The sequence below is a fragment of the Myxococcus hansupus genome (assembly GCF_000280925.3).
Lineage (GTDB): Bacteria > Myxococcota > Myxococcia > Myxococcales > Myxococcaceae > Myxococcus > Myxococcus hansupus.
The window spans coordinates 8,433,823-8,452,046 of record NZ_CP012109.1; the positions used below are offsets into that span (position 1 = coordinate 8,433,823).

Annotated in this window: 13 protein-coding genes; 4 read left to right on the top strand and 9 right to left on the bottom strand. The window is 69.0% G+C overall.

From position 1 onward, the window contains the following. Nucleotides 1–123 precede the first annotated feature (123 nt). Nucleotides 124–1,377, top strand: a complete 1,254-nt coding sequence (locus tag A176_RS33270) for a metallophosphoesterase family protein (protein WP_002637669.1) — start codon at nt 124–126, stop codon at nt 1,375–1,377. After that, complete coding sequence (locus A176_RS40835; RefSeq protein WP_002637670.1) at nt 1,374–4,607, top strand: AAA family ATPase; 3,234 nt, start codon at nt 1,374–1,376, stop codon at nt 4,605–4,607. Before A176_RS33270 ends, A176_RS40835 begins: the two co-directional genes overlap by 4 nt. A gap of 98 nt (nt 4,608–4,705) precedes the next feature. Here the strand turns inward: A176_RS40835 and A176_RS33280 are convergent, their stop codons facing one another. The 9 genes from A176_RS33280 to A176_RS33320 all read right to left on the bottom strand — a co-directional run bounded on the left by A176_RS33280 (nt 4,706) and on the right by A176_RS33320 (nt 13,904). Continuing rightward, a complete protein-coding gene (locus A176_RS33280) occupies nt 4,706–5,173 on the bottom strand; it encodes a hypothetical protein (protein WP_044890207.1) in 468 nt (155 codons plus the stop codon). 181 nt (nt 5,174–5,354) lie between these two features. Continuing rightward, nucleotides 5,355–5,771, bottom strand: coding sequence for a hypothetical protein (locus tag A176_RS40370; RefSeq protein WP_226994064.1), 417 nt, complete (start codon nt 5,769–5,771; stop codon nt 5,355–5,357). Between the two features lie 110 nt (nt 5,772–5,881). Continuing rightward, entirely contained in the window at nt 5,882–6,352 is a 471-nt protein-coding gene (locus tag A176_RS38420) for an NUDIX hydrolase (RefSeq protein WP_082282880.1), read from the bottom strand. Beyond that, on the bottom strand, nt 6,349–7,464 hold the full coding sequence (locus A176_RS33295; RefSeq protein ID WP_002637672.1) for a DUF2380 domain-containing protein: 1,116 nt from the start codon (nt 7,462–7,464) through the stop codon (nt 6,349–6,351). Before A176_RS33295 ends, A176_RS38420 begins: the two co-directional genes overlap by 4 nt. 409 nt (nt 7,465–7,873) lie before the next feature. Continuing rightward, the gene (locus tag A176_RS33300) at nt 7,874–9,226 is read right to left on the bottom strand and encodes a hypothetical protein (RefSeq protein WP_021781304.1); all 1,353 of its coding nucleotides are present in this window, start codon (nt 9,224–9,226) and stop codon (nt 7,874–7,876) included. A 120-nt stretch (nt 9,227–9,346) separates the two neighbouring features. Next, a complete protein-coding gene (locus tag A176_RS33305) occupies nt 9,347–10,597 on the bottom strand; it encodes a serine/threonine protein kinase (RefSeq protein ID WP_002637674.1) in 1,251 nt (416 codons plus the stop codon). Nucleotides 10,598–10,767: 170 nt separating this feature from the next. Continuing rightward, nucleotides 10,768–12,585: a serine/threonine protein kinase gene (locus tag A176_RS33310; RefSeq protein ID WP_002637675.1), complete on the bottom strand. Its 1,818-nt coding sequence runs from the start codon at nt 12,583–12,585 to the stop codon at nt 10,768–10,770. A gap of 5 nt (nt 12,586–12,590) precedes the next feature. After that, nucleotides 12,591–13,508, bottom strand: coding sequence for a DUF2381 family protein (locus A176_RS33315; protein ID WP_002637676.1), 918 nt, complete (start codon nt 13,506–13,508; stop codon nt 12,591–12,593). Nucleotides 13,509–13,718: 210 nt separating this feature from the next. Next, nucleotides 13,719–13,904: a DUSAM domain-containing protein gene (locus tag A176_RS33320; RefSeq protein WP_021781306.1), complete on the bottom strand. Its 186-nt coding sequence runs from the start codon at nt 13,902–13,904 to the stop codon at nt 13,719–13,721. 259 nt (nt 13,905–14,163) lie between these two features. Between A176_RS33320 and A176_RS33325 the strand changes: the two genes are divergently transcribed. Together A176_RS33325 and A176_RS33330 are read left to right on the top strand one after the other, a co-directional pair. Next, nucleotides 14,164–14,850, top strand: a complete 687-nt coding sequence (locus tag A176_RS33325) for a lysophospholipid acyltransferase family protein (protein WP_002637678.1) — start codon at nt 14,164–14,166, stop codon at nt 14,848–14,850. Between the two features lie 81 nt (nt 14,851–14,931). Beyond that, nucleotides 14,932–18,180, top strand: a complete 3,249-nt coding sequence (locus A176_RS33330; protein ID WP_044890211.1) for an MSCRAMM family protein — start codon at nt 14,932–14,934, stop codon at nt 18,178–18,180. Nucleotides 18,181–18,224 lie beyond the last annotated feature (44 nt).

Genomic DNA, 18,224 nt, shown 5'->3' on the forward strand with positions numbered 1-18,224 from the left:
CTGGTCTGGCGGCGAGTCGACGCATCCCGGGAACAAAGGGCGGGTCGCTGTCGGCCAGCGTTCGTGCGCCCGGACTGGAAAGTCGGGTCGTCTGGCCGCATCGGGTACGTTGGGCGGCGCGCCATGCCCTTCAAGTACGTTCATGCCGCCGACCTGCACCTGGACACGCCCTTCCGAGGTGTCGCGACCCAGGGGCCGCTTCTCGGACGCTTCCAGGACGCCACGTTCCGCGCCCTCACCCGCATCACCGACCTGTGCCTGCGCGAACGCGTGGCCTTCCTGCTGCTCGCCGGAGACCTGTTCGACATGAAGGACCGCTCCGTGCGCGCGCGGCTGGCGCTGCGGCGTGAGCTGGGCCGGCTGGACGCCGCGGGCATCTCCACCTTCATCGTCCACGGCAACCATGACCCGCTCAGCGGCGACACCGGCGCGCTGGGGCTGCCCGCGTCCGTGAAGGTGTTCGGCCCGGACTGGGAAGAGGTGGAGGTGAAGCGCGAGGGCCGGCGCCTGTGCCGCGTACAGGGCATCTCCTATCCGGACGTGGAGGTGCGTGACGACCTCTCCGCGCGCTTCCGCCGCACCGGCGACGGCTTCACGGTGGGCCTGCTGCACGCCAACCTGGGCGGCGTGGAGGGCCACGCCAACTACGCGCCCTGCACCACCGCGGGCCTGGGCGCGCGCGGGCTGGACTACTGGGCTTTGGGCCATGTCCACACGCGCGCCGAACACCTGCTGCCGGGCGGTGGCGTGGCGGTGTACCCGGGCAACCCGCAGGGCCGACACGCGAACGAGACCGGGCCGCGCGGGTGCATGTTGGTGGAAGTGGAGGACGGCGGCATGCGGCGCCGCTTCGTGCCCGTGGACGGCGTGCGCTGGCACAAGCTGGAGGTTCCGCTGTCCGGCGTCGGCACCCTGGATGGGTTGATGAGCACCGCGCTGGAAGGGGTGGAGTCCTGCTGCGCTCCGGAGCTGGACGGCCACGCGGTGCGGCTCACGCTCACCGGACGGGGCCCCCTGCACCGCGAGCTGTCCCGGCCCGGCGCGCTGGCCCAGTGGGAGAGCGACCTGCGCGACCAGCTCGCGCGCGGCCATCCCCCGGTGCTGCTGGAGTCGCTGCGGGACAGCAGCCGTCCGGAGGTGGACCTGGAGGCGGTGTGCGCGGCGGGCGGCTTCGCGCGCACGCTGCTGGATGAGGTGGGCCACCTCGCGGAGCACCCGGAGGACCTGGCGCGGCTCTGGGAAGAGGAAGCGCTGGGCACGCTGGGCCAGCGGCTGAAGCGACTGGGCGTGGACGCGCTGGAAGCACCGCGGGCGGAGTGGATGGTCCAGGCGGGACTGCACGGCGTGGAATCCCTGCACGAGGAGGAGTCCTCATGAAACCGGGGCTGCGCATCGACGCGCTGCGAGTGCTGGGCTTCGGCCGCTTCTCCGGCCTCACGCGGGAGCTGGGCCCGGGCCTCCATCTGCTGTACGGCCCCAACGAGGCGGGGAAGAGCACCCTGCTGGCCTTCCTGCGCAGCATGCTGTTCGGCTTCGAGAAGCGCGGGCAGCCGGAACGGTATGAGCCGGCCCACGGCGGCGCCTTCGGCGGCGAGCTGACGCTGGCCACCAGCGCGGGCTCGCTGCTGGTGCGCCGCATCGCGAGCCGGCGCACGTCCGAGGGCGAGCTGTCGGTGCGCGACGCGGACGGGCAGGAGCTCTCCAAGGAGTCGCTGGAGAGCGCGCTGGCGCACGTGTCGCGTGAGCTGTTCTTCGACGTGTTCGCCTTCCGGTTGGATGAGCTGGCCGGCTTCGAGCGGCTCACCGAGGAGCGTGGCGCCTCCGAGGCCCTGGTCGCCGCCAGCATGCGCGGCGCGCGGCGACTCCCGGAGGTGATGGACCAGCTCCGCAAGAGCACCGAGCTCATCTACAAACCCAACGGCGTGAAGTCGTCCCTCAACGTGACGATGAAGGCGCTCGAGGACGTGCAGGCACGGCTGCGGCTGGAAGGGGACCGGCCCGCGCGTTACTTCTCGGAGAAGGCGCGGCTGGGCGCCCTCGTCGAGGAGCAGCGGGTGCTGGAAGCCGACCTGCTGGAGCTGGTCGCCCGACTGGAGCGGCTGACGCGGTTGGAAGCGGCGCTGGGCGACACGGGAGCGCTGGCGCAAGCACGGGCCGAACTGGAGACGCTGCCCGCGCTGGAGTCCTTCCCCGAGGCGGGTGAATCGCGGCTGGAGGACGGGCTGCACCGGCGACGGAACTGTCGCGCCGAAGGGGCCCGGCTGGCGCTGCGGTTGGCGACGGCGGACGCGGACCTGGAGCGCCTGTCCGCGCCCTCCGGGGTGCGGGGACGTGAGGAGGCGCTCGGGCTGGCGTTGGCGGCCTACACCGAGCGCGCGGTGCTGCTGCGCGCCCTGCCCTCCCGCCGCGCCGCGTTGGCGGAGAAGCAGCGGCAGGTGGAGCTGGCGCTGCGGGAGCTGGGCCTTCCGGTGGATGGGCCGGGCCTGCTCGCGCTGGACTTGAGCGCCAGCGTCCGCGTGGCGCTGGAGGAGCTGGCGTCGCGACTGTCGGCGGCAGAGGCCACGCACCGCGAGGCGGAGGGCACGCGGGCTCGGGCCGTGTCGGAACGGGAGCGGCTGGACGGCGCGCTGCGACGGGTCGACGCGGAGCTGTTGGCGCTGCCCCAGGAACGGACGTCGCAGCTCCGTCAGCAACAGGCGGGCCTGGGACGGCTGCGCACAGTGCGCGGGGACCTGGAGCGCCTGTCGGAGCAGCGCGCCGAGCTGCACCGGCAATTCGAAAGCGTCCGCACCCAGGGCGAGCCCCACCTCACGACGGCGGTCCTCCCTCTCTGGTGGGTGCCCGCCGTGGCGGTGGTCGCGGTGGCCCTCGCGGTGACGGCGTGGTTGCTCGCGGGCAACCTCGTGGGCGCGCTGTGCCTGGGCGTCGGGCTGTTGCTCACGGGGGTGTTGGAGCTGGCACGGCGGCGCGTGGAGGCGGCGCGCGACGCGGACGTGGCGGCGCAGGGGGCGCGTCAGCGTTGGCGGCAGCAGGAGGAGGAGCGCCTGCGCTCGGCGCTCATGGCGCTGTCGGCTCGAGAGGAAGTCTTGCACCGGGAGCTGCTGTCCGCCGCCACCGAAGCCGGTCTGAATCTGGTGGCGACGGCCGCGGACATGGCGGCGCGAGAGGCCACGCTCGCGGATGCGCTGGAGCGGGCGGGCCGGCGCGAATTGCTGCAACGCGAGCAGGAGAAGCTCCACGCCGAGCACACCGCCGCCCTGCGCGAGGAGCACCGCGCGAGCGAGGCGGTGGGCGAAGTGGAGGCACGGCGAGGGAACCTGGAGGCGGAGCTGGCGGAACATCTGTCCGCGCGGTGCTTCCCGCCCACGCTGGCCGCGTCCGCGGCGCTGACGCTGTGGCGAGACGCCGCGGCGCTGCGGCAGCGGCTGCTGGACGTGGGCGCGGAGGCGGCGGCGCTCTCCGTGGATGCCCAGGCGTGCGCGCAGGTGACGGCGCGGTTGTGGGCGGAGGCCGTGGCGGCGGAGCTCGTCCCGGGCTCCGCGAAGGCGCACGGGCTGGACTCGGGGGCGATGGAGCCCATCGCCACGCGGGTGGCCTCGGCGCTGGAGCAGGAGCGCGCCCGCCGTCTGGAGCTTCGGACGGTGGAGGCGAGCCACCACGAGCTGCTCGCGGAGAAGGCGCGCCTGGATGGGCTGTCCCATGACGAAGAGGCGGCCCTGGCGGCGCTGCTGGCCGAGGGCGGCAGCGCTGACGAGGAGACGTTCCGCCGCCGGGCCGCGCAGTCGCGCCGCTACGTGGAACTCACGGGCCGGACGCGCGAGCTGTCACACCGCATCGAGGCACGCACGGGCTTGTCGGAGACGTCGGCCCGGCAGGCGCTCATCGACGTGGGCGGAGAGCAGGGCCTGCGCGCGGAGCTGGAGTCCTTGCGCGAGAAGCACGCCGAGGCCCAGGAGCGACAGAAGGCCGTGCTCACGGAGTGCGGCGCGCTCCGCCACCAACTGGAGCAGTGGGAGAACGACGACGCACTGGCGCAGCTTCGCATCGTCGAGGAGTCCCTGCGGGCCAAGGCCGCCGAGCTGGCGCGGCAGTACGCGGCGGACCGGCTGACGCTCGCGCTGCTGTCCCGGGCCCGCCGCCGCTTCGAGGAGGAGCAACAGCCGCGCGTGGTGCAGCTCGCCTCCGAGCACTTCGCCGCGCTCACCCAGGGCCGCTACCCGCGCGTCTTCATCCCCACGGGCGAGGAGCGCGAGCTGCGCGTGGGCGACGGACAGCGCGACTGGAGCGCGGCGCAGCTCTCCCGAGGGACACGGGAGCAGCTCTATCTGGCGTTCCGCTTGGCCGTGGTGCGCGACTTCGGTGAGACGCGCGGAGCGCTGCCGCTCATCGTCGACGACGTGCTGGTGAACTTCGACCCGGAGCGGGCACGCGGCGCCATCCACCTGCTGGCGAAGCTCTCCGAGCACCAGCAGGTCATCGCCTTCACCTGCCACCCCTGGCTGCGTGACGCCTTCGCCGCCGAGGGCGCCCGGGTGCAGACACTGGACGCCACGCCCCATGAGACGACGCCCGTCCCCGTCTCCGTGCCCGTGTTGAAAGCCGGGTAGCCGCGTCCTGGGCTCGGCTCATGGCAGCCCCGTGTTGCGCTGCCCGGGTGCGGCGACGAGCCGGTGGATGGAACACGGAAGGATCCTGCCACTGCGCGTCAGGCCTCGTCGTCGGGAAGGAGCGTCCGGAGAAGCTCGTCGTCAGGCCCAATCGGGCGCCAGCCAGCAGGGGGAGGGTTGGCATGAAGTGCCACCCTGACCAGTCGGCCCCGCTCCTTATGGGTTTCTGGGGTGTATGCGGACCACGAGCCGAGTGCCTTAGCAACCTTGAATCGGTTCGCGTCATCCAGCACGTCCGGCCAACCATTCGGGAGGCTCTGCGACAAGAGGCGCGCAAGCACGTCACGGACAAAGCGCGTGACCTTCTTGCTTTGCTCCGCCTCGTACAGCAAGCCGCTTAGAATCTGCACCGCAGCAACGTCGTTGCCAAGCTCGTCGGCCAGGGCATACAGAGGAACGGCAGGGCGCGCCTCGGCAAAAGCGGTGAGCGACTCGAAGCCCCGTTCCCGGACCCTTTCGTAAAGACGTGCCTTGATGTTGCCCCGCCAAGCTTCTCCACCGCTCATCGTCTTCTCCCGGGGGTGAAGTTCATCGGGATCCTGTAGTCCGTCATGCGGTCCGCGACGGTGTCCAGGAACTCATTCCGCGTCAACATCCGGCCAGCCGTAGCTCCAGCATCACGGAGAGCGTGCATGACCAGCCGGTTCCACTTGCGGGCCATGTGCGCTCCAGCTTCCAGTTCCCCTCTCAGTGAAGCGCCTCGTGGTGGGACCTCTTCAGGCGGACGCAGAAGTTGTCGATGTCCATGTCGCCCTTGCAGCCGCGCTGCTCGAACCCCTCCCGGTGCTCTTGCGGCAGGACGTAATGCTTCGGCGCGTCGGACATGCCCGCACCGGCATTGCCCGTCATCTGCATGCCTCGCACTTCGAGACTGTCGCCCAGCACACCTCCCGAACTCATGACGAGTCCCACGCCGAGCGTCGCGGGTGGTCTGGGGAGTGACATCTTCAGCATGGAAATCAGGGCGAGCAGTTTCATCACCTGCGCCCCCACCATGACCTTGCCGCCCACCTCCATGGTCGAGCGCGCCTCCCGACGAATCGGGTCGAACTCGTAGGACGCGCTGTTACCCGCTGGAACCTCGGTTTCACTCGGAGACGTCATCCCGCCCCGACCCATGTTGCTCCCCGGTGTGCCACCTCGAACCACGATGGAGGAGCACACTGGGGGCACATGGCGGCTCCGTTTCTGACTCGCGGGGCTACCAACTCCGTTCAGGCCTCGTCGTCGGGAAGAAGCGTCCGCAATAGCTCGTCATCAGGCCCTAGCGGGCGCCACCCAGCAGGGGGTGGGATCGCGCGAAGTGCGGCCCTGGCCTGCCGAACCCGCTCCTTGTGCGTATCCGGAGTGTCGGCAGACCAGCATCCGAGTGCCTTGGCCACTTGGAAGCGACCTTCGTCGTCCATCACGACTGGCCAGCCGTTTGGGAGTGTCGCGGACAGTTCGCGCACGAGTACGTCACGGACGAAACGCGTGACCTGCCTACGCTGCTCCGCCTCGGCAAGCAGCCCGCTCATCACCTGAACACCCGAAACATCGTCCTTGCCAAGCTCCTCAGCAAGAGCGTTCAACGAAACGGCGGGGCGTGATTCGGCAAAGGAGGTCAGCGAATCAAAGCCACGTTCACGGACCCGCGCATAAAGGCGGGCTTTCCAGTTCCCCTGCCATGAACGACCGTCAGTCATTGGCTTCGTCCCTTCGTGAACTTCATAGGGACGTCGTAGCGCTTCATGCGAGACGCGACAATGTACAGAACCTCGTTCCGCGTAAACATCCGGCCAGCTTCGACCTCGGCTTCGCGGAGCGCTTCCATGATCATCCGGTTCCACTCTCCGGGCCATGTGCGCCCCATGCGCCAGTTCCCCCCACCGTGAAGGGCCTCGTGGTGGGCCTGCTCCAGTCGAACGCAGAAATTGTCGATGTCCATGTCACCCGTGAAGCCGCGCCGCTCGAACCACTCCCGGTGCTCTTTCGGCAGGACGTGATGCTTCGGTGCGCCGGACATGCCCGCACCAGCCCTGCCTGTCACATGCATGCCTCGCACCTCGGGGCTGTCCCCCAGCGCTTCCCGCACACCCTCGGGCAAGTCCTGGTGGGCCTGGGCCATCATCACCTGTCCACCGTGGATGCGGACGGCCGCGCTCACGACGGGAAGCGAGATGACGCCCGCCCGCACCAGCCTTCGCATCATCTCCACCCACTCCGCCGAGACGACGAGCCGCGAGCCCGCCATGACGCCCCCTGAACTCATCACGAGGCCCACGCCGAGCGTCACGGGTGCGGCTGGGGGCGGCCGGGGGAGTGACATGTTCAGTGTGGAAATCAGGGCGAGCAGCTCCATCACCTGCGCCGCCACCATGACCTTGCCGCCCACCTCCATGGCCGAGCGCGCCTCCCGACGAATCGAGTCGAACTCCTGGGTCAACTCCCCCATCAGCACCGGCATCGCGGTCGCCGCCGCCTCGATCCGCGCCGAGTCCCCCGATGCGAGGTCCGCCAGCGTCGGAGTCAGCTTGCTTTGAACTCGATGCAGGTCCGCGAACAGCTTCTCGGAGCCGCACATCGGACAGTCGCGGAGCACGGCATCAGCGAGTTGCAGGAAGTCCACCCACGTCGCCAGCAGCAGGGTTCCGAACATCGCGGCCTGGATTCGAGGTCCCGACATGCGGAGGATGCCCAGCTCCATTTCTGAATCCCCCACCTCCGACGCCACTCCCGCCAGCGCCGTGGCACTCCCCAGCGTTCCTCGGAGCCACGTCAGTTGCGTGGAGCCGTGGTCGAGATAGCGCGTGAACACCCCGTCGAGTCCCCGGCCACCGAGAGCGGATGGACGCGACGAAAGTCGAGAGCGCGTGGCATCAATTCCCTGCAGGGAGCGCTTCACTTCATCAATGGCGCCGAGGGTTGCCTGACGCACCGCTGCGGCGCTCTGCACTCCACCTCCGACAGCGACGGACGCAGTGCCAGGCACGGCCCCTGTTGCGTCGTGCCGTGGCCCTCGCTGGCGCGCTCGCCGTTGGTCCACCTCCGGCCCGGAGATAGAGAACGAAGAAGCGTCCACGGAATGCGGAGGCCCATCGTTTGGCGTGTCCTCCCACTCGGGGGATGTGGCCACGCGCGGCGCATCGTGCAGTGTTCCGCCAAGCCCGGAGGCATGCGCCACCGAAGCGGCCCCCGTGGCCAATACCGCCACCAACAGCAAGGGGTTAGCGCGCATTGTCCACCCCCAGGCCCACCGACGCGAAGGCTCCTGGACGCAGCGTCCCTTCCGCTGTGGGGAAGAGCAGCGTGCCGCCCGTCCCCATCGCGTAGAGCTTCCCGCCCAGGAATCGCCAGCGCACTTCCGCGGCCCCCAGGTAACGCGCCCCAGGCTGTCCCATGCCCACGCCCAGGCCCTTCAACGCCACTTCCAGGCTGCGCTCGAAGAGCTGCACCGCGACGCGCCCGTCCACGTCGAAGCGCCCCCAGGAGAACGCCTCCGCGCCCAGCGACAGCTTCAGGTGTCTGTAGAGGCCCCCGTAGCTGATGGCATCCCAACCCACTTCGGCCTCACCGAATGCGGAGTAGCCGTCTGGGAAGCCAGCATTCGCGAGCGGTACGCCATCCGTACCCGCAGACTGGAAGCGCGCCAACTCGTAGTCCGCCCCGAAGAAACCTTGCCGGAATCCGCCACGCTGGTGCCGCGCCTCCAGCCGCAACCGCAGGTTGAGTGTCTCCGTCCCCGCGTCCAACCCCGCGCCCGCCACAGCCCCCCATGCACCGCCCTCGCCGGGACGCCCGCCCCAGCCCACGACCAGGTAGACCTCGTAGTCAGGTCGCACCACCACCACCGCCGTTGCATCCGCATGCGCCAGCGTCACCGATGGCGCGCGTCCACCCGCTCGCCCCCAGTCATGCACGGCGGACAGCGCCAGGGTGTACCGACTGTGCTCCTTGGCCTTGCCGAAGAAGACGTGCTCCAGGTCCAGGGAGAACTCCGCACCCATCAACCGCGCGCCCAGCACGTCCGAGACAAACGCCTCCGTGTAGAGAGGCCCCAACGTGCCCGTGAGGAAGCCTCCCGCCGGGTGGTAGTCCGGATTCGCGCGGTTGGAGTAACGGCGGACCAGATGCCCGGAGAGCAGGCTGTAGCTCTCCAATCCACCGAACCACACCCCCAGCGGCGCGTTGTCCGAGCCGAACTTGAGGCCACGGACCAGTTGCCCCCAGTCCGAGAGAGAGTCCCAGTCCTCCCGCCGCACAATCCCCGCGCCCTCGGCACCACCCCACATCCGAACGCGCACGGGAGCGCCCACGTTGACGCCGAATTCGGGACCACCGTCGATGATGAAGGTGGGCTCCACCTGGACGAAGCCATCGTCACCACCAGCGCCCGCGCGAGGAAGCAACGCAAACGTCGTCGCCTCCAGGCGCGTCAGGTAGTACCACCTGCGCGCGGGCGAGGCCGCTGGGGTGGACGGCGCCGCTTCCTCGGGCAAGGGAGGCTCCGAGGCCCGCCCCGGCCAGGGCAACAAGACAAGCAACAACAGCACGGACAGACACCTTCGCTTCCTGTGCATACACGCCTCCCGTGCGTGCCCCGGAATGAGGCACGAGAAACACACGTCTCCCGGTCGGACTCGCGGCTTGCGCCGGGCCGGCAGAAAACCCAGTCAGGGTGAAAGGAATTGAGGCTGCCGTTAAACGGCCGGCGGCTTCTTCGCCCGGCGCGCACCCGCACCAGGCTCCGTCGTCAGCTCATCCGAGATAGCGCTCCCCGGCAGCGTCTCGATGGAGTCCGGGTGCGAGCGCCAGTCAGCCGGGACGAAGCCGCCTTCATCGTCCATCAAGGTCAACTCTTCCATCGCCTCGCCCGCTTCGAAGAGTGCCTGCTCGACCTCCTTCACCGCGTCGTCCGCGCCGTAGGGCGCCAACTGCGACAACCGGGCCCGCAGGGCCACCTCCAATTCGGCGGCCGACGCGAAGCGGTCCGCGGGCCTGCGGCGCAGCAGCTTGTAGAAGAGGGTGCGCAGGGGCTTGGACACACCGAAGGCCGCACGGCCAATGTCCTGGGGGCGGTACACCATGGCGCACCAGATGGCGTCCTCCACATGGAGCGGCTGTCCCGTCTCCATGTGCCGGATGGAGGCGTGCAGGACACGCTGATGCTCCACGGGAGAGAGTCGCGACTCCGCCTCCGAAATCTTCAAGTCCGCCGGGTCGTACAGGTGACGGCCGGTGGCGAACTCCAACATCGTCAAGCCCAGGGAGAAGAGGTCCCCACGCGCATCCACGACCTCCCCGAGCAACGCCTCCGGGGCGGCGTAGAGGACCTCTCCCTTGAGACGCGGCAGTGATGTGGCGATGCGCCCCGCGAGCCGTGAGAAGGCCACGCCGAAATCCGTCAGCGCCACGGAGCCATTCGGGCGCAGGCGGATGCGTGCGGGATTGACGTCGCGATTGACGATGCCCAGTGGCAGCCCCGCGTCGTCCGTCCGAGAATGCGCGTAAGCCAGTGCCGCCGCGACCTCAGCGAACACATACAGGACGAAGGACTCCGAGAAGTAACCACCCCGCGTCTGGGCAATGGTCAGCAGCGCGTCCAGGCTGAAGCCCTCCACGCACTCCATGACGGAGCACAGGCCCTGCTTCGTCTCGAAGAGGCCATGGACGCGGGCGATGCCGGGATGCTGGAGGAACCGAGCCAACCGCGTCTCCTCCTCCAGTCGCACCCGGGCGCGTGGGTACTGCTCCAGAAACTTCGTATCCGGCAGGGCTACGCACTTGAGCAGCACCTTGCCCTGGTAGCCAGCCGGGGTGCGGGGCCGCGCGAGCATGAGGCGCTCACCATTGCGGCCCAGGCCGAGGTGCTGAAAGAACTCGTAGGCGGTGTCCCCATTACAAAAGAGGACCGCGCCCTCGGAGGGCCGAGGGTCATTACCATGGGACATGAAGGGGGTCTCCGTGACGCCTTCGCAAGCGATGCCTCGCAAAGACAGACGGCAAGCTATCTCCCGTCCCTTCTGGAGTGAACGACGCCACGGGTCCCGAGCGCCGCGCGCCCGACTTCACCCAGAGTCCGTGGCCCTTTCCGAAATGCAAATCCTCTTTACGCTCGCGCTCAGGGCCAGCGCGTCACCCAATAGGCATGGTAGGACCTGGGGAAGACCACGGCGCCCGGCTTCGATCCTTCCCGCCCGTCCTCCGGCCCCCAGCCTCCAATCACGATGCACACGGGATAGCTCTTCCCATCCGGATACCGGGCCCGGGTGTAGCGGGCATAGAATCTCCCGTCCCCCGTCCAGAGCTGGCCATCAAGGATGGTGCCGTTAGGCATTCTCCGGTCCCCATCGGTAACGATGCCACGCACAGGCCCATCGCCAAACACGCCCATGTCAAATTCCTCCCCGGGCTGTTCCATGTCGATGTTGAGGTAGGTGCTGCTCCCTCGAACCAGATGCAGCTTCTCGAACATGGCGTCAATCGCCTCGGCGGGGCACTCAGAGGACGTGGGACGCAACTGAGCGCTGCTGGGGCACCCGAGCTGCAAAGCCACGGCGGCGCTGGCGGCCGCGCACTTCTTGAGGAACTCCGCCCCGTTTCCTCCAGAGGAAAGGGCCTTCTTGGCCGGGGCTTCGGACGGGCTGGCGACGGTGGGGGCACGCTTCACGGCGGGGCTTTCCTTCTGGACGGGGACTGGAGGGGGCAACGCTACCCCAGCGGGTGAAGACGCGGGCACACGCGGCGGGGATCTCGCATCCCATGACACGCCGGCGTCCACCTCGGGCGGAGTCAGCAACGTCGACGATTCGACCAGGGCCACGGGCCCCGTATCGCGCGGCGGACTGCTCGCGGGGACAGAACCATCAATCTGAGCGGGCGCTTCTGGCGGAGATGACCTCGTCATCGTGACAGCGGCGGCCCCCCCCATGGCCAACACCGCTCCGAGCAGGACCACCCGCCTCCAGGGGCGCGGGCGGGAAGGCAGGGGCGCCTCGGTGCCTGTCGCTGGATCGAACCGTGGCTTCGTCGCGAGGTGATGGAGAGGTGTCGTCCACTCCGGCCCCGCCTCCGTGGCGAAGGCTTCCAGCTTGCGGCGCATCACCTCCGCCGTGGGCGGCCGGTGCTCGGGCTTGCGCGCGATGAAGTTCATGGCCGCGTCGCTCAGCGACTCCGGCACCCGTGGATTCAAGACCCGCGCGGGCGGAGGCATCCATCGTCCCTCGACGGGCGCCTTGAAAGAGCCACTTGTCGGCTCGGGCGCGGTCAACACGTCGAAGAGGCAGACGCCCAGCGCGTAGACGTCGTCCGTCACCTTGAACTCGTAGCGCGCGGCCCGGTTGTCACCGTTCTCGCGCAGGAAGCGGTAGGCCTCCGGCGTGCGGTAGCGCCGGGTGCCGGGCGGCAGCGGCGCGTCCGTCAGGTCCTCGGCGTTCGTGTAATCCCCCGCGCTGAAATCGAGGATGAGCGGCGCTCCGTCGGAAGCGCGCACCATGATGTTGCCGAGCTTCAAATCGCGGTGGAAGACGCCACGCCCGTGCATGTAGTCCAGGGCCGCCGCGAGCTTCCCGAAGACGCGAGCAACCTCTTGGGCGGTGGGGTGCATGCGCTCCACCCACTCGGCCAGGGTATACCCCTCCACGAGGTCGAGGATGACGTAGAGCCAGCCGGTGACGAGGTCTGGCCACCGTCCGTGCGCACGCGAGGCGATGATGTTGGGGTGCGACAGGTGGACCAGGCACCCCAGCTCTCGTTGCAGTCGCGCGTCGGCCTGCTCCGCGTCGCCGCTGCTGGCGCGGTGCATGGCCAGCTTCATCGCGAAGTGCCGCCCGTTCTTCTCCACCCGGTACACGGCGCCGTAGGTGCCCGCTCCCAGCAAGCACACCACGCGCCACCCGTCCACCCACTGACCGGGCTGGAGTTGCGCGGGGTGGTACATGGCAATCAAGGGGACCTCCCATCGAACGTCATGGTGCAAGAGAGCCTTCGCCCGCTCTCGGCGTCGTCACCAAGCTCCACGCTGAACTTCTCTCCGGCCCGCTCCTCGATCGCCGCCACCTCGATGATGATGCGCCCCGTCTCGCCCGGAGCAATCACTTGCGGCTGCGTCCTGACGGCCACCACCTCAACACGCTCTCCGCGCGCGAGGCTGCGCAACTTCGCCGTCGAGGCTTTCCACGGCGCGGGGCCTTTGTTCCGAACGAAGAAAGACACGACGGACCAGGAAGCGGAATGGAGTGCCTCGCCGCGCACGCAGTCAAGGCTCCCGTCGGACTTCAGCGTCGTCTCCCACTTGATACGCCCCCCTCGCACACCCTCCGCCCTCAAGCTTCCGGCCATCACGAGGCCCGCCGGGCCACTGGCCTGACAGCGAGCCTGGAGCGCGCGCAGCTCAACCTCCTGTGCGGTCAATTGCGCGCGAACATCCGCGAGTTCTGCCCGCAGCACCTCGACGGAGTCACGCTTTCTAAAGACATTCACCCGGGCATCCACCTCGGATGCGTGAGAGACGAGCGCGAAGACGCCCTGCGCGGGAGCGGCATCATCCGCGTAGCGCACGCGAAGCATCAACCGCTCGCCGGGGCCCAGGTCCATCGCGGGCTCCAGAACGAGGATTCGCTCGCCCACTTCCACCAGATGGAAACGCTCGCGCCCCTCCACTTCAATCGCGTCGCGTTGGAGGAGCGCGTCAAAGCGCAACAAGGTGGCGGCGCCAGCGGCGATGCGCACCTCCGGCACCTGCGCTGAGGAATCACCAGACAGGACGACGCGCCGCTCGATGCGCTCGCGGACGGCCGGGAGGGATTGCGCCGGGGCGGCGAATCCCAGCAACAGGGAAAGAATGGCAACGAGTCGAGGCAATGCGCGCTCTCCAACATTGACCCTACCAAAGCCGGCAACCCGCACTGCATGGAAAGCCAACTGAGTCCAACAACGTCCGTGGGCCTCGGCGCCACTCGCGTGCGCGGCGGAGCCGCCTGGACGGGGGCGCCGACGTTCAGGAGGCTTCGCCGCCCGGCGGGAGTTGAGCGGACTGCTCACGGAGGGCTTCTCCCAGGGGCGCCCGTGTCGCTACGACACGTCTTCGAGGTCTTCGAGCTGCCCGGCCGCAACGTCGCGGTAGAAAGGCACGACTTCGGCGGAGAGAACGTCCCGCATTTCCTGGCGTGCGCTGTCGAGGTCACCCGCGCGTTTGTGCTGATACATCCGATTCAGCGCACGCATCAGGCGCCAGGAGCCCTCTTTGATCTGGCGCATGGACTCCCTCAGGAGTTCTGTTGCACCTGCGTCGGTGCGCACGCAGCGCGGCCTCCGCGTCGCTGTTGTGTGCAGCAACCGGGCTTGCACATTGGGCTGGCAGCTCCACGGTTGTAGAGCCCACGACTGAACTCCGACAAGGCCGACTTCGTGACATCACGAAGTCGAGGAACACGGGCCACAGCCGTGTGGCACACTGCGCGCCATTCGACTCCTATTCTCCATCGTCTTCTGGGCGTTCCTGGCGCTCTCCAGCCTGGTGCTCTTCTTGGGCGCCGTGCTCGTGTGGGCCGTCACGCTGCCGTTCGACCGGAACGGGCGCGTCCTGCACCTGTATTCGTGCTTCTGGGCGCAGCTCTATTTCTACGTCAACCCGCTCTGGAGCCTGAAGGTCGACGGGCGCGAACACCTGCCCTGGAAGGGCGCGGCGGTGCTCGTGTCCAATCACGAGTCGCTCGGCGACATCCTCGTCCTCTTCGGCCTCTACCGCCCCTTCAAGTGGGTCTCCAAGGCGGCGAACTTCAAGCTGCCCCTCATCGGCTGGAACATGCGGCTCAACCGCTATGTCCCCCTGGTTCGCGGTGACAAGGCGAGCATCATCAAGATGATGGCGGCCTGCGAATACTGGCTGTCTCGCGGCGTGCCCATCCTCATGTTCCCCGAAGGCACACGCTCCTTCGACGGCGTGGTGAAGCCCTTCAAGGACGGCGCCTTCGCGTTGGCCCTGAAGCAGCGCTGTCCCATCATCCCCGTGGTCCTCACCGGCACCGCGCGCACCCTGCCCAAACATGGCCTGGTCCTGGAGACCAACTCCCGCTGCCACGTCCAGGTCATGCCCCCCGTCGATCCCAGCGGCTTCACCGACGTGGCGTCCCTGCGTGAGCACGTCCGGGATCTCATCATCTCGGAAAAGGCGCGCATCGAAGCGCTGACGCCGGGCGCGTAGGCCCCTCTTCCACCCGAGCGAACCCCTGGTGGAAGATGCACGCGGGATTCGAGGCGGAGACGCCCCGGGGGACACCGCATCATGCGCAAGCAGCCAGCAGTCCTGGTAACACTCGGCGTGCTCGCGCTCGTGTTGGCCGTGGCACTCGTCCGCAGGCAGGAGGGCACGGACACGCGACCGACGCCCTCCACCGCACAGCGCGGCCCGGCGCGGAGAGACCTCGGCAAGCCCACGCCTCCGCCACGAGGTACCCACTCGCTCAAGGGCCGCGTCCTCGACCCGCAGCGCCGCCCCGCCGCGGGCATCCAAGTCACCGCTACGAGAGACATGCCCGGCGAGTCCCTGTCCGCGCGCCCCTGTGACCTGCGCTTCCCGGAGCTGAGGCTGTCCTCCAGCGGATGCATCGGCGAGCCCGAGGAGCTGGTGCGCGAGCTCGTCGAAGCCGGCCACGGCGCCGCGCCCGTGGTCGCCCAGGCCGTCACCTCGGCGGATGGAACGTTCCTGCTCGAGGACCTCCCCGAAGGGCAGGTGGCGCTCTGGGCCATCGGAGACCGGCACGCCACGCTGACGCGGGAGGTCCGCACCGACGCGCGGGATGTGCAACTCGTGCTCGAAGCGGGCCGCGCCATCCACGGCCGCGTCATCTCCGAGGACGCCACCCCGCTGCCCGGCGCGCGCCTGACGCTCTTCCACCAGGACCACACCCGCTTCTTCGATGCGCGGGCCGGCGACGATGGGCGCTTCGCCTTCGGCCCCCTCCCTCAGGGCGACTACACCGTCGTCGCCAGCCACGAGGGGCTGCTGACGGACTCCCTTCAGGAAGTGGTCTCGCAGAATCTCGACCCGATCGTCCTGCATCCCCCGCGGCGACTGTCCGGCCGCGTGCTCGCACAGAACACGCCCGTGGCCGGAGCCGAAGTCCACGTGACGTACACCTCCCACGTCACCGTCACGGACGCCGAGGGCCGCTTCTCCTTCGAGCCCCTCTCCCCCGGCGACTACGAGGTGCGCGCCGAGCATCAAGGGGAGCACGGCTTCGCCACGGCGACACTGGCCGAGGAAAGCGGCGACACGGAGACCACCGTGCAACTGGGCACCCTCATCTATATCGAGGGCAGCGTGCGCGACGAAGCCGGGCGCCCCATTGCCCGCGCCAAGGTGGGCGCCGCGGCGCCTCGGGGCATGGCCCCCCCTGCGGAGTACGTCTTCACGGCGGAGGACGGCCTGTTCCGAATCGGCCCGCTGCGCAAGGAGCCCTACATCTTCAACGCCTTGGCCCCCGGCTATCGAGGCCAGCTCCATGACGCGGTCGCCAGTCCAGGCGCGCGCGTGGATTTCACCCTGATGCCCGCCCACCTGCTTCGGGGCACCGTCACCGACGCCCAGGGCACCCCCCTGTCCGGCGTGGACATCGACGTCGACGTCGACGTCGAGATTCACGCCGAGACGGAAGAGGTCCGCCAGGACGTCGACCCCACCACGACAGACGAACACGGCCGCTTCGAACTCACGTTCGCGGACCCCGGGGACTACACGCTCGTCATCACCCGCGACGCGTTCATGGAGGAGCGAAAGGTGGTGAAGGTGCCGGGCCCGGCGCTCCACGTGACGCTGAGCGCGGGGGCCCGAGTGGAGGGCACCGTCACGAACACGCAGGGCGTGCCCATCCCCGCCATGACGCTCAGCCTCGTGGACGACAGCGAGACGTCCCCCGCCCAGCAGGTCGAGACCGACACGGAGGGACGCTTCTTCATCACCAGCGTGGGGCCGGGCACGTACAGCGTGATTGCCGGAGTCCACCTCGGAATCGACAAGGTGGAGCGCGACGAGGCGCTGCGCATCATCACCGTGAAAGGAACGGAGACCGTGGAGGCGTCGATCCGCCTCGCGACCGGAGCACCTGTGTCCGGCATCGTCGTGGACGAACACGGACGCCCGGTGGCGAACGCCCAGGTGAGTGGAATCACCGACAACAAACAGCACGACGGCCTCGGGGTCACCACCCTCACCGACGCGGAGGGCCGCTTCACCCTGCACCACCTGGCGGAGGGCGAATGCCTGCTGCTCGCGTCAAAGGAGGGATATGTGTTCAAGGCCACCCGGCCCCAGCCCCTCCCCAATCCCATGGTCCGCGCGAGGTCTGGCGTACAGGACGTGCGGTTGGTGCTGACCAGCCAGGGCCACATCCGGGGCCGGGTGGTGCGCGCGGATGGCGCCCCCGTCACCCGCTTCACCGTGGACCATAAGACCCTCCGGGACCCTGATGGCGCCTTCCGGCTCGCCGTCGAGAGCGCTGGCTTCCAGCGCTTCACCTTCGAGGCCCCCGGGCTGATGCGCACGGTACGCGAGGTGAAGGTCTCCGAGGGCGAGGATGTCGACCTGGGCGAGGTGCGGTTGGACGCCGGACGCATCATCCGCGGGCGCGTGGTGGAAGCGGAGACGTCACAGCCGCTCGAGGACGCCGTCGTCGAACTCCGCCTGCCCGTGACAGACGAAGCCTGGGACGAAGACGCCCCGGTGGCCGCGGAAGTCACCGACAGGAACGGCGCCTTCGCCTTCACCCCCATGGAAGCACGCCCGTTGAACGTGCGGGTCCGGACGAACCGGGGCCACCCCTGGATGCACCAACGCATTGGCACGGGTGATGAAACCTTGGAGCTTCGGGTGTACCGAGGCGCACAGTTGGAAGGCACCCTGACGGACCGGGACGGGAAGCCCGTGGAGGCCCTCGTTCAACTCGTGCCCGACGGCCTCGACATGCCCATCGCGGTCGACGAGCAGCCGGGCTCCTTCACGGCCCGGAACCTTCGGGCGTGGAAGTACACCCTGTCGGTCCACAGCGCCCGGACGCTGGACGGCCGCGGCGTGACCATCCATCCGCGGCGCGTGGAGCTCCCGCCCACGGGCACGGTGAAGCTCGCGCTCACCGAGAGCACGGGCAGCGGAACGATGCGGCTCGGCATTCACATGCCGCCGCTCCCACCCGAGGAAGCGCGAGCCCCAGCGGAGCCCCACCCCATGTTCCGCCGCCACGCCAGCGGCATCCGCGCCATCCACTATCAGGGGCTGCTGGAGGGGACGGTGCCCCCCACCCTGTCCGCTGAGCAGCTCCGCTCCCGGCTCCGCTTCGCGGACATCCGCGCCTCCCCTCGGAGCCACCCGGAGACGAAGGTGTACGAGGACCTCCCCGCTGGGCAGTACACGTACGTGGTCCTGGTACAGGAGCAGGGACCGCCTCGACGGTACCTCGCCCACCGGGAACCCCTCTTCCTCACGGAGGGCGAGACGCTGGAGCGAGACATCCAGGTGACGCTGCAGCCCCTGCCCTGAATCCGGGGCCGATTATCGCCGTGGGCCGCTCACGCTTAGAGTGA